General features: G+C 42.1%; 10 protein-coding genes and 1 rRNA gene. 4 read left to right on the top strand and 7 right to left on the bottom strand.

What is annotated here, in order from left to right:
* Window positions 1-106 precede the first annotated feature (106 nt).
* A 16S ribosomal RNA gene (locus tag LA313_RS01785) occupies window positions 107-1,628 on the bottom strand.
* A 1,005-nt stretch (window positions 1,629-2,633) separates the two neighbouring features.
* On the opposite strand from LA313_RS01785, the gene thrS reads away from it, so the two are divergent.
* The 4 genes from thrS to rplT all read left to right on the top strand — a co-directional run bounded on the left by thrS (window position 2,634) and on the right by rplT (window position 5,918).
* Complete coding sequence (gene thrS / locus LA313_RS01780; protein ID WP_228912886.1) at window positions 2,634-4,580, top strand: threonine--tRNA ligase; 1,947 nt, start codon at window positions 2,634-2,636, stop codon at window positions 4,578-4,580.
* A 58-nt stretch (window positions 4,581-4,638) separates the two neighbouring features.
* The gene (gene infC / locus LA313_RS01775) at window positions 4,639-5,157 is read left to right on the top strand and encodes a translation initiation factor IF-3 (protein ID WP_268138726.1); all 519 of its coding nucleotides are present in this window, start codon (window positions 4,639-4,641) and stop codon (window positions 5,155-5,157) included.
* Window positions 5,158-5,225: 68 nt separating this feature from the next.
* Window positions 5,226-5,423: a 50S ribosomal protein L35 gene (gene rpmI / locus LA313_RS01770; protein WP_029033297.1), complete on the top strand. Its 198-nt coding sequence runs from the start codon at window positions 5,226-5,228 to the stop codon at window positions 5,421-5,423.
* Between the two features lie 150 nt (window positions 5,424-5,573).
* Window positions 5,574-5,918 (top strand): 50S ribosomal protein L20, encoded by a 345-nt coding sequence (gene rplT, locus LA313_RS01765; protein ID WP_029037720.1) that lies wholly within the window; start codon window positions 5,574-5,576, stop codon window positions 5,916-5,918.
* Window positions 5,919-6,245: 327 nt separating this feature from the next.
* Here rplT and LA313_RS01760 read toward each other — a convergent pair whose 3' ends face one another.
* The 6 genes from LA313_RS01760 to LA313_RS01735 all read right to left on the bottom strand — a co-directional run bounded on the left by LA313_RS01760 (window position 6,246) and on the right by LA313_RS01735 (window position 12,734).
* Window positions 6,246-6,686 carry a secondary thiamine-phosphate synthase enzyme YjbQ gene (locus LA313_RS01760; protein WP_228912885.1) on the bottom strand — a complete coding sequence of 147 codons (441 nt, stop codon included), beginning with the start codon at window positions 6,684-6,686 and terminating at the stop codon, window positions 6,246-6,248.
* Window positions 6,687-6,707: 21 nt separating this feature from the next.
* Window positions 6,708-7,538: an amidohydrolase family protein gene (locus LA313_RS01755; RefSeq protein ID WP_228912884.1), complete on the bottom strand. Its 831-nt coding sequence runs from the start codon at window positions 7,536-7,538 to the stop codon at window positions 6,708-6,710.
* A gap of 48 nt (window positions 7,539-7,586) precedes the next feature.
* Window positions 7,587-8,693: an AI-2E family transporter gene (locus LA313_RS01750; RefSeq protein WP_228912883.1), complete on the bottom strand. Its 1,107-nt coding sequence runs from the start codon at window positions 8,691-8,693 to the stop codon at window positions 7,587-7,589.
* 27 nt (window positions 8,694-8,720) lie between these two features.
* Window positions 8,721-9,962: an asparagine synthetase B gene (locus LA313_RS01745; protein ID WP_228912897.1), complete on the bottom strand. Its 1,242-nt coding sequence runs from the start codon at window positions 9,960-9,962 to the stop codon at window positions 8,721-8,723.
* A gap of 97 nt (window positions 9,963-10,059) precedes the next feature.
* Complete coding sequence (gene dnaB / locus LA313_RS01740; protein ID WP_228912882.1) at window positions 10,060-11,613, bottom strand: replicative DNA helicase; 1,554 nt, start codon at window positions 11,611-11,613, stop codon at window positions 10,060-10,062.
* A gap of 167 nt (window positions 11,614-11,780) precedes the next feature.
* A complete protein-coding gene (locus LA313_RS01735; RefSeq protein WP_228912881.1) occupies window positions 11,781-12,734 on the bottom strand; it encodes an acetyl-CoA carboxylase carboxyltransferase subunit alpha in 954 nt (317 codons plus the stop codon).
* Window positions 12,735-12,777 lie beyond the last annotated feature (43 nt).

Below are 12,777 nucleotides of genomic sequence, written 5' to 3'. Positions count from 1 at the left end.
ATTAAATTGACAGTGAATTAAGACCAAAAGAAGTCTCTTACTTCATTTGTAAAAAGGCTCCTTATGTCGTAATTGTGTTTTGCCTTATAAGAGGCAAAATCTCTAGAAAGGAGGTGTTCCAGCCGCACCTTCCGGTACGGCTACCTTGTTACGACTTAGCCCCAGTTACCAGTTTTACCCTAGGCGGCTCCTTGCGGTGACCGACTTCAGGTACCCCCAGCTTCCATGGCTTGACGGGCGGTGTGTACAAGGCCCGGGAACGTATTCACCGCATCATGGCTGATATGCGATTACTAGCGATTCCAGCTTCACGGAGTCGAGTTGCAGACTCCGATCCGAACTGTGATAGGGTTTATAGATTCGCTCCTGGTCGCCCAGTGGCTGCTCTCTGTCCCTACCATTGTAGCACGTGTGTGGCCCAGGACGTAAGGGCCGTGATGATTTGACGTCATCCCCACCTTCCTCACGGTTTGCACCGGCAGTCTGGCTAGAGTTCCCGACATTACTCGCTGGCAACTAACCACAGGGGTTGCGCTCGTTATAGGACTTAACCTGACACCTCACGGCACGAGCTGACGACAACCATGCAGCACCTTGTAACTTGCCCGAAGGAAAAGGTGTTTCCACCCCTGTCAAGCTACATTTAAGCCCTGGTAAGGTTCCTCGCGTATCATCGAATTAAACCACATGCTCCACCGCTTGTGCGGGCCCCCGTCAATTCCTTTGAGTTTCATTCTTGCGAACGTACTCCCCAGGTGGGTTACTTATCACTTTCGCTTAGCCACTCAGCTCTCAATCGAGCCGAACAGCTAGTAACCATCGTTTACGGCGTAGACTACCAGGGTATCTAATCCTGTTCGCTACCTACGCTTTCGTCCATCAGCGTCAGTAAATTATTAGTGATCTGCCTTCGCAATCGGTATTCTATGTAATATCTATGCATTTCACCGCTACACTACATATTCTAACCACTTCATAATTACTCAAGGTATGCAGTATCAATGGCAGTTCTACAGTTGAGCTGCAGACTTTCACCACTGACTTACAAACCCGCCTACGGACCCTTTAAACCCAATGATTCCGGATAACGCTTGGATCCTCCGTATTACCGCGGCTGCTGGCACGGAGTTAGCCGATCCTTATTCATACGGTACCGTCAAGCCCCCTCACGAGGGGGTGTTTCTTCCCGTATAAAAGCAGTTTACAACCCATAGGGCAGTCTTCCTGCACGCGGCATGGCTGGATCAGGCTCTCGCCCATTGTCCAATATTCCTCACTGCTGCCTCCCGTAGGAGTCTGGTCCGTGTCTCAGTACCAGTGTGGGGGATCTCCCTCTCAGGACCCCTATCTATCGTAGCCATGGTAAGCCGTTACCTTACCATCTAGCTAATAGAACGCATACTCATCTTTTACCGCCAAAGCTTTAATGAAGGAATGATGCCATCCCTACATACCATGGGATATTAATCCGGGTTTCCCCGGGCTATGCCCCTGTAAAAGGTAGATTGTATACGCGTTACGCACCCGTGCGCCGGTCGCCACCATCCGAAGACGTGCTGCCCCTCGACTTGCATGTGTTAAGCCTGCCGCTAGCGTTCATCCTGAGCCAGGATCAAACTCTTCATCGTTAAATCTTATATACTTTAACAACTACTAAAGGAATTCCTCTTCTTCATCCCCTTTAACAGGGAATCAAAGCTCAAAACGTTCTTCTAGTCTTAATTCTTATTATTGCATTTGTTGTTAATAAAAACAACATACGCGCTGTCAATTCAATATGTCAATGAACACCCCTCTGCCCTGCGGACATCTCCCCTTAATAAGGGGAGAGAATCTCCGCTTTCAAGAGGATCTCTTGTTGAAATTAAAGGAGTCGAACCCTATTCTCTACTACCCAACCCGGGATTTCTTTTCAGTATATCTTGTGAACTTTTGCTCTGTCTCAAAGCGGCTGCAAATGTACAACCTTTTTCAAACCCTGCAAGAAAAAAAATAATTTTTTTTCAAACGCTTCGGAAGTTATGTTGTCGCAAAAGCGGATGCAAACTTACAACCTTTCCTGCTTAACTTCAAAAACTTTTTTTAAGAACTTTTTTCAACTCCAAAACAACACTCGTTGTGTCTCTCAAAGCGGATGCAAAGATAAAACCAATTTCCTTTACAATCCAAGATAAAATTCAAAAAATTTTCAGAGAACTTATTTGCTTCAATCCTTTACTACAACTGGGCTAAGCTACTGCCTCCCCCATCTCGTCACTCCCTCTCAAAGCGGCTGCAAATATACAACCGAATTCCATTCCCGCAAGTCTTCAGCTAAACTTTTTTAAGGTTTTTTTGACATTTTTGAAACCCCCAAAACTAAGGTGCTGAAAATGACATTTTTGAGAGGTGATTTTTTTCCGTTAAAACTCTTCCAAAGTTTGAAACTTTGGAAGAGTTCTTTAAAAGCTGCGTTAGGGATAGCAGCGGAAATCCTTTTTGGAAAGCATGGACAAAAAGATTGAAGCGAATAGCCCGGCCCCACCTAAGCGGCAGCGAAGGTGGGGAAACGCCCAAAAATACTGATACATATATATAATAGTATTGTAAAGCACCTATGAACCTCTTATCTTTGCACACTTAATTAAAGTTTTATGATAAAGATTACGTTGCCCGACGGCAGTATTAAAGAATTTGAAAACGGCACTACCCCAATGGAGGTGGCAAGGAGCATTAGCGAAGGTCTTGCCCGCAATGTGATTTCGGCAAAGTTTAATAATACGGTGGTGGAGACTACCACTCCTCTTAATACCGACGGCAGCCTTACTTTATATACATGGAATGATGATGAGGGAAAAAAGGCTTTTTGGCACTCCTCTTCTCATGTTATGGCCCAGGCGATCCAGGATCTTTATCCCGGAGCTAAGCTAACTATTGGTCCTGCCATTGAAAACGGCTTCTATTATGATGTGGATTTTGGAGAGCAAAAGATCTCTGAAAACGATTTTAAGAAGATCGAAGACCGTATGCTGGAGATTTCCCGGGGAAAGCACGACTTCCAGATGAGAGAAGTTTCCAAGCAGGAAGCCCTTGATTTCTACAAAAAAGAAAATAATCCGTTCAAGGTTGAACTTATTGAAAACCTGGAAGACGGAACGATCACCTTCTGCGACCACGATACCTTTACCGATCTTTGCCGTGGAGGCCATCTTCCCAACACCGGCGTTATAAAGGCAGTGAAACTTATGAGCGTTGCCGGTGCATACTGGCGGGGGAATGAGAAGAATCCGCAGTTGACCCGGGTTTACGGAATTTCATTTCCGAAGCAAAAAGACCTAAAAGAATACCTGGAAATGCTCGAGGAGGCAAAGAAAAGGGATCACCGTAAATTAGGTCGTGAGCTGGAACTTTTCACTTTTTCGCAAAAAGTAGGTCAGGGACTGCCATTATGGCTACCAAAGGGTGCTGCTTTAAGAGAACGCCTGGAGAACTTCCTGAAAAAAGCTCAGAAAAAAGCCGGATATGAAATGGTAGTCACCCCTCATATTGGTCAAAAAGAATTATATGTGACTTCAGGTCACTATGCGAAATATGGGGAAGACAGTTTCCAGCCGATAAAAACTCCTAATGAAGGAGAAGAATTTTTGCTTAAGCCCATGAATTGTCCTCACCACTGTGAGATATACAACCACGGGCATTGGAGCTACAAGGATCTTCCGAAGCGATTTGCAGAATTCGGAACTGTTTACCGCTATGAACAAAGTGGCGAGCTGCACGGTTTAACCCGGGTTCGCGGCTTCACCCAGGATGACGCACACATTTTTTGTACTCCAGATCAATTGGATTCAGAATTTAAAAAGGTGATCGACCTTACTTTATATGTATTTAGTTCATTGGGATTTGAGAACTTCACCGCGCAGGTTTCCCTAAGGGATCCAGAGAATAAGGAAAAGTATATAGGATCTGACGAGAACTGGGACAAAGCAGAAAACGCCATTATCAATGCTGCTAAAGAAAAAGGTCTTAATTATGTTGTTGAAACCGGCGAAGCAGCCTTTTATGGCCCTAAACTGGATTTCATGGTGAAGGATGCTTTGGGAAGACAGTGGCAGCTGGGAACTATCCAGGTTGACTACAATTTGCCCGAACGTTTTGACCTTACCTATAAAGGTAGTGATAATGAAATGCATCGCCCGGTGATGATCCACCGTGCGCCTTTTGGTAGTATGGAGCGCTTTGTTGCTGTCCTGCTGGAAAATACAGGTGGAAATTTCCCACTATGGCTAATGCCCGAACAGGCTATTATTCTCTCCCTCAGTGAGAAATATGAAAAATACAGCCAAAAAGTTTTAACTTTGCTGGAAAATCACGAAATTCGCGCCCTTGTAGACCATAGGAACGAGACTATTGGGAAGAAGATAAGGGATGCAGAAGTTAGCAAAGTTCCTTATATGTTGATCGTTGGAGAACAGGAAGCCGAGAATGGAACGGTTTCTGTACGAAGACATGGGGAAGGCGATCTTGGCACTATGTCAATTGAAGACTTTGCCGAATTAGTGAATAAAGAAGTAAATAGTACTTTAAAAACATTTGAAGTTTAACCAAAATTTTTGAGCCATAGCAATACGTAGAAAAAGAACCAAACGACCTCTAAGAGAAATCAAAGAAGATCCGCATCGAATTAACGGAAAGATTCGTGCGGAAGAAGTTCGCCTTGTTGGCGACAACGTGGAAATGGGTGTGTACCCAACCCGTAAAGCATTAGCCATTGCCGAAGAGCAGGAGCTGGACCTTGTGGAGATCTCTCCAAATGCCAATCCTCCCGTTGCCAAAGTAATGGACTATAAAAAGTTTCTCTACGAACAGAAAAAACGTGACAAGGCCTTAAAGGCCAAAGCCACCCAGGTGGTTGTAAAAGAGATACGTTTTGGTCCTAATACAGACGATCACGACTACGAGTTCAAGAAGAGGAACGCAGAAAAATTTCTTAAAGACGGCGCCAAGTTAAAAGCTTTTGTATTTTTTAAAGGTCGGTCTATTGTATTTAAGGAACAGGGAGAGATCCTTTTGCTTCGTTTAGCTACAGACCTTGAAGAACTTGGAAAAGTTGAACAAATGCCAAAATTGGAAGGGAAACGTATGACCATGTTCCTGTCTCCAAAAAAGACAAAGAATTAATAGTCCTGTAGCTTTTCATAGCCGGATGATTTACAATAATAAGTGAGATAATTTAAAAGAAGGACAGAATGCCTAAGATGAAAACGAAATCCAGTGCCAAGAAGCGTTTCAAGCTTACCGGTACAGGAAAGATCAAAAGAAAGCATGCGTTTAAAAGTCACATCTTAACAAAGAAGACTAAAAAACAAAAGCTGGCTCTGACTCATAGTACTTTAGTACATGAAGCAGACGAAAAAAATATCAAACTTCAATTACGTTTGTTGTAGTTGAACCTTTGATGGTTTACCAAATTTAATAACCCTGGAGTCAGGCAACCGGAAGTGAGAATTTAGTCCCGATAGCTATCGGGATAGAATTTAGAACTGAAAGTTGAAAGTGTCAAGAACGACCGCCTGCTACAAAAAAATTTTTAAAATATGCCAAGATCAGTAAATTCAGTTGCTAAGAGAGCCAGAAGAAAAAAGGTTCTTAAGCAAGCAAAAGGTTACTTTGGACGTCGTAAGAACGTTTGGACAGTAGCGAAAAACGCGGTTGACAAAGCAATGTTATATGCTTACAGAGACCGTAAAACCAAGAAGAGAAACTTCCGTTCACTTTGGATCATGCGTATCAACGCAGGAGCCCGTATGCACGGAATGTCTTATTCACAATTCATGGGGAAAGTGAAAGCCGCAGGAATCGAACTTAACCGTAAGGTTTTAGCCGATCTTGCAATGAACCATCCCGATGCGTTTGAAGCTATCGTCAAAAAAGTAAAATAAATTAAACTGTTATCTCACTTAGAAAGATCCCGTTCGAAAGAGCGGGATCTTTTGTTTAAAAAGGATCTACGCCTTTTGGTCACGAATTCACGAAATATTTTTTTACTGCCATTATGATGAGATTCCTCCTTCGGCGGAATGACAAACGGTTTTCTGATAGCGCAGTAATGAATCTCTTAATTCCTGAAATATTGCTTCCCGAGAGATCCTCCTTCGTCGGAATGACAAACGGTTGTCTGTCATTCAATACAAAACGATAGCGGAGTGATGAATCTTTTATTTTTCCATTATAATGAGATTCCTCCTTCGGCGGAATGACAAAAAACTTCACTTCTTCTCCCCATAGACCGTTAAAACCAATTTCCTGCTGCCGCCATGATCACGGTGTTCGCAAAGATAGATTCCCTGCCAGGTACCAAGATTAAGTTGACCGTTAGTGACTGGAATTTGAAGAGAAGAACCCAAAAGAGCAGCTTTAATATGTGCAGGCATATCATCGCTCCCTTCAAAAGTGTGTTTATAGTATGGCTGATCCTCGGGAACCATTTCATTAAAATGACTTTCAAGATCCTCTCTCACTGTAGGATCGGCATTTTCATTAATGCTGAGGCCTGCGGAAGTATGCTTGATGAAGATCTGCAGGAAACCCATAGAGACTTCTTTTATCTCCGGAATTTGTTGGGTCACCTCCTCTGTTACCAAATGAAAACCCCTGGTTTTTGCTGAAAGCTTTATTTCCTTCTGAAAAATGTAATCCAGTTTTGCCATTTTTGACACTTCAGTTTTGTTTTACTTCAAGTTATAAAATTCCGAAGCATTTTTCCCAAAGATCCTCTCCCTATCTTCTTTTGTATACCCGCTGAAGAACTTCTCCACTACTTCAACCACCTCGTTATAATTTGCTGCGGAAAGGCACACCGGCCAATCGGACCCAAACATGAGTCTATCTACACCAAATGCCTCAGTTACGACCTCCAAAAAAGGAGAAAAATCGATGCTTTTCCACCTGGAGTCAGGAGTTTCAGTCACTAATCCCGATATTTTGCACCAAACATTCGGCGACTCTGCCAGTTGTTCAATATGCCTGGTCCACCGCTTATCCGGTTTTCCTGAAATTTGAGGCTTTCCCATGTGATCCAGGACAAATTTCTGCCTCGGGAATGCCTGTACCATTTCAACTGCAGACCCCAATTGATAATCAAAAGCCAAAATATCATAAGTGAGGCCTTTACCGGCCAGAAGTGACAAACCTCGCTGAAATTCGGGAGCAATCATAAATTCCCCATTTTCATCCCATACAGTATGACGTATACCTTTTAAAAATGAATTTTTCGAATAGTGTTTCAGGCGCTCCTCTACATCTGGAGAATTAAGATCTATCCAACCCACTACTCCTTTGACAAAATCATGCTGTTCTGCTATTTTCAGCAGCTTTTCTGTTTCAGCTTCAGATTGATCTGCCTGCACTGCAATACAACCTGAAATTCCATTTTGAGAAAGTAATAGCTTAAAATCTTTTGGAGTGAAGTCTTTTCTAATGACCGACATTTCATCGGGAATCCATGAGTAGGTTTGTGGATCATATTTCCAGAAATGTTGATGGGAGTCGATTTTTTGCATGATTAAGATCTTTTCTGAATTTGAAAGCCTCTCTGACAAAAAGGTTTTTCAGGATTTTAATTTCGGGTTTTCCTGATCTACTTCTTCAATCAATACTTCTGGATTTGTTTCACTTGCTTTCTCATTTTGCGCCTCCAAATAATCTTTCACATATAACTCCTGAATAATTACAATAAGTGCTGCAAGAATCGGGGTGGCCATAATTAGTCCAAGAATTCCTGTAAGCACTCCTAATAACACCATCCAAAAAAGCGTAAGGGCAGGCGGGAGATGTACCATTTTCTTTTCGATCATAGGAGTAATTAAATAACTCTCCACAATCTGTATACTAAAATAAAGTATTAGAACATAAATGTACATATTACCTCCCTGCATTAGCGCAATGAGTACTGCGGGGGCCAAAGCAAGATACGGTCCAATATTGGGAATAAATGAAAATAAAGCGGCTATTAAAGCCAGGGCATAGGGCATAGGCATTCCCAGAAATTGTAAACCAATGGCAGTAAAAATTCCCACTACCAACATGGAAAGCAATTTGGCCATCATCCAAAGGCTAAGGGAATACTGTGTCTTATCCATTACTTCCCTTAAACGGGGACGAAAATTCACAGGAAATAATTTAGTAAAACCTTTTGTATAAATACCTGGACTTGAAGCCAAAAATATTCCCGTAACAATGATGATAAAGAAATTTGCTATTGCACCTATTGTAGTTGAGAACGAGCCGACGATTCGGGACATTACCTCCCCCCTTTCTTCTAATAAAGAACCCAGATCACTTGGAAGTTCTTCAAACAAACTTCTACCAATAGCGGTTTGTTTAATTTTCTCTCTAAGGTTCTGCAGTGATCGGGGCAAAGTTTCAATCATATCCTGCACCTGCTCCACCATAGAAGGACCGACTAAAAGAATAATCAAGTACAAAATTCCCGATATTAAAAGCAGGATAAGAAATAAAGCCAAACCATATTTAAGTGGCGTTTTACTCACTATCCAGTTCGAAGCAAAGTTTAACAGCACCGAAAAAAAGATACCTGCAAAGACTAAAAGGAAAAAGTTGGCATGAAAAATAAGCAAGGCAAAAGCTGAAAGCATCAGCAATGCAATGAATATTGTTCTGGTAACCTTCCTGTTGAAATTTTCTGATTTTTCCATAGGGGAGTAAAAATAGGAATTCCTCTCCTAAGTCTTCTGCTTTTGTTTCTTGGCTGCAGGGAAAAGAACATTATTAAGGATAAGACGGTAGCCGGGAGAGGTGGGATGAAGTTCTAATTCTGTCTTTGGATCACCTACCATATGTTGATAATCTTCGGGGTCATGGCCTCCGTAAAATGTAAAAAAACCATTGCCTTTAATTCCGTGGATGTATTTTGCTTCGCCATTGATCTTGCTTTGCCCCATTACCAGTACCGTAGGTTTAATGGTTGCAGGATCGTAAGAGGTAGTTTGTCCCATAAAACCTTTTACCAGCCTAGTATGATTTTGGGTAAGCATGGTTGGTACAGGATCCCATTTTGCGGAGTATTCCATGAGCGTAAAATAATCAACGTCCATAGGCACCTGCCGCTTATTGGTCATATCAATCGACGAGAATTCGTAAACCATTGGATTTCTTTCCAGGATGAAGTTTTCAAAGGCAAAGCTCTTTTCAAAGTGCAGTTTTTTCTGATAGTCGGCATCACTGGGATCCCCGTCAAACATGGGTTCGGCAATGTCAACGCCTTCGGCAGAAAGGGCAATGTCGAAACTATCTGTCGCACTACACATCGCAAACATGAATCCCCCTCCAACAACGTAATCTCTAATTTTAAGTGCAACTGCCAGTTTTTCTTCAGAAACCTTATCATAACCAAGTTCTGAAGCAAGGGCTTCGGCCCGTTTCTTATCTTCAATATACCAGGGAGCGGTGCGATAGCTGCGGTAGAATTTACCATACTGTCCCGTAAAATCTTCATGATGCAGGTGCAACCAGTCGAACAACAAAAGGGCGTCACTAAGGACTTCCTTATCATAAATTGTTTCATATGGAATCTCGGCATAGGTAAGCACCATAGTTACCGCATCGTCCCAGGGCCGGTTACCTTCGGGGGAATAAACTGCAATTTTAGGAGCTTTTTCCAGAAGAACAGCCTCCATATTTCTGGAGGGGCTCGCAATTTCCTCCAGAATAGTTTCGGTTTTTTGATCACTAATTACCTCATAGGAGACCCCACGAATCTTACACTCCCTGCGCAGTTCTTCAGAATCTGGTAAAAGAAAGGATCCGCCCCGGTAATTGAGCAGCCACTGCACTTTTGCGTCTTTTTCGAGCATCCAGTAGGTAATGCCATAAGCCTTCAAATGGTTTCGTTGGCCTTCAGCATCCATAGGAATAAGGATTTGAGAAGCAAAAGCCGGAAAAGACATTAGGAAAAACAGGAGCATGAAAAAGCCGGAAAAGAGAAAATTCTTTCCGGCTTTAGGATGTGTATTATCAGTAAGAGATCTTCCGAAGATATTCGGAAGGAACAAAATCACATTTTTAAAAAGGTACGTCGCTGTCGTCATCATTTAGATCATCATTCATTGAGCTTCCAAAAGCTTCATCGGCACTGGGAAAATGCCCGGTAGTAAAGCTCATATCTCCTGAGTCATTGTCATTCATTTTCGAATGAAACTCAGACGGGGAATCAAAGTCATCTAAGTTATCGAATTTACCTAAATGACCAACGAATTTCAACCTAATATTCTCAAGGCCACCATTCCTGTGTTTTGCCACAATGAATTCTGCCTGTCCGTCTGTAGGAGAACGCTCTTCATCATCCCACTCCTCAATTTTATAATATTCGGGACGATAAATGAAGGAAACAATATCGGCATCCTGCTCGATAGCTCCAGATTCCCGAAGGTCACTCAAAAGTGGCCTTTTTGAACCTCCCCTGGTTTCCACGGCACGGGAGAGCTGGGAGAGCGCGATCACCGGTACATTGAGTTCCTTTGCCAGGGCTTTTAAGTTTCGGGAAATGGTTGAAATTTCCTGTTCCCTGTTTCCACCTTTTTGACTACCACCGGCCGTCATCAACTGCAGGTAATCAATCACGATCAATCTAATTCCATGTTGTGAAGCCAGTCTTCTTGCTTTCGCCCTTAAATCAAAAATTGAAAGGGAAGGAGTATCATCTATAAAAAGAGGCGCTTTTTCAAGGCCTTTTACTTTTACGTTAAGCTGTTCCCACTCGTGTTTTTCCAGGTTTCCTGTACGAAGTTTTTCAGAAGACAGTCCGGTTTCTGAAGATATCAAACGAGTGATCAACTGTACCGAGGACATCTCCAGGGAAAAGAAAGCCACAGGAATATTCTGTCCTACGGAAATATTACGGGCCATAGACAAAGTAAGGGCCGTTTTACCCATACCTGGACGCGCAGCAACAATAATAAGGTCACTGGGCTGCCAACCGGAAGTTAGCTTATCCAGCCTCTCAAATCCTGAAGGAATTCCCGAAAGTCCCGATTTATTGGAAATTTCCTGAATCTTTTTCTTAGCCTGCATTACAAGATCCTGGGCAGTCTCTGAAGATCTTTTAATGTTCCCCTGGGTTACTTCATAAAGTTTGGATTCTGCAGTGTCTAAAAGGTCAAATACATCTGTGGTTTCATCATACGACTCTTCGATGATCTCGTTAGAGATCTTGATCAAACTACGCTGAATATATTTTTGAAGAATGATCCTCGCATGAAATTCAATATGGGCAGAAGAAGATACTTTTTGGGTGAGCTGTACCAGGTAAAAATCCCCTCCCACCTGCTCGAGTTTTTGATCTTTCCTTAATTGATTGGAAACCGTTAATAAGTCGACCGGTTCTGAGTTTTCAAAAAGCTTAAATATAGCTTCAAAAATATGCTGGTGAGCACTTTTATAGAAAACGTCGGGATGTAAAATATCGATGATCTCGTCAACCCCTCTTTTATCGATCATCATCGCGCCAAGCACAACTTCTTCTAAATCAACCGCTTGTGGCGGAATTTTACCTTTCTCGAGATTTATGACATTCCCGGGACTGTAATTGATATTTTGTGGGGCTTTGACTTTTTCCATATTACGAAAGTAGAAAAATAGAGTTTAGAACTTCGTTGAAGACAGCTTTACTTAGTTCACAGTTTATGAACATTTTAACTGTTGACAACTTTAATTAGTTGTTGATAAGGCCAAAAAAATCCGAAGAGTAACCCTTCGGATTTTTTTCTTTCTTATGTAGTAAGGATTTAACCTTTAAAGACTCCCATTTGGGAATACTTATTCATTCGTTTTTTAGTCAGTTCTTCTGGTGATAAGTTTTTAAACTCACCATAAGCTTCAGAAATGGCATTCTTAACAATTTCAAAAGTCATTTCCCTGTTGCTGTGGGCGCCTCCAACCGGTTCTTTGACGATCTCATCAATAAGCTTTTGCTTTTTCATATCCTTGGCGGTAAGTTTTAAAGCATCGGCTGCTTTTTCTTTAAACTCCCAGCTTCTCCATAAAATTGAAGAACAGGATTCGGGCGAAATTACAGAGTACCATGTATTTTCAAGCATGAGTACCTTATCTCCCACTCCAATTCCAAGGGCTCCCCCACTTGCTCCTTCTCCAATGATCACAACGATAATTGGCACTTTTAAGCGGGTCATTTCAAGAATATTTCGGGCAATAGCCTCTCCCTGTCCACGCTCTTCGGCTTCAAGGCCTGGATAAGCGCCCGGGGTATCTACGAAAGTCACTACAGGAATACCAAATTTCTCAGCAGATTTCATAAGGCGCAGCGCCTTGCGATATCCTTCGGGGTTTGCCATTCCGAAATTACGATACTGGCGAGTCTTGGTATTATAACCTTTTTGTTGACCAACGAACATGTAACTTTGATCCCCAATTTTTCCAAGACCTCCAATCATGGCTTTGTCATCTTTCACATTTCTGTCTCCATGAAGTTCAAGAAAAGTATCACCACAAATAGCATTGATATAATCAAGAGTATATGGACGGTTTGGATGCCTGGAAAGCTGAACCCTCTGCCAGGCAGTAAGATTCTTATATATTTCCTTTTTAGTTTCGTTTAGTCTTTTTTCAATTTGACGGCAAGTGGCAGTAACATCGACATCACTTTCCTGACCAATGGCACAAGCCTTTTGGTATTGTTCTTCCAACTCCTTTATAGGTAATTCAAAGTCTAAATATTCCATAATGAGTTATGGGTTGTTTTTAATTAGCTTACAAATATAAGAA

It is taken from the genome of Salinimicrobium sediminilitoris (genome assembly GCF_020866905.1).
Taxonomy (GTDB): Bacteria; Bacteroidota; Bacteroidia; order Flavobacteriales; family Flavobacteriaceae; genus Salinimicrobium; species Salinimicrobium sediminilitoris.
Note: the sequence above shows the minus strand (reverse complement) of the source record. Positions and strands in the feature narration are given on the sequence as shown.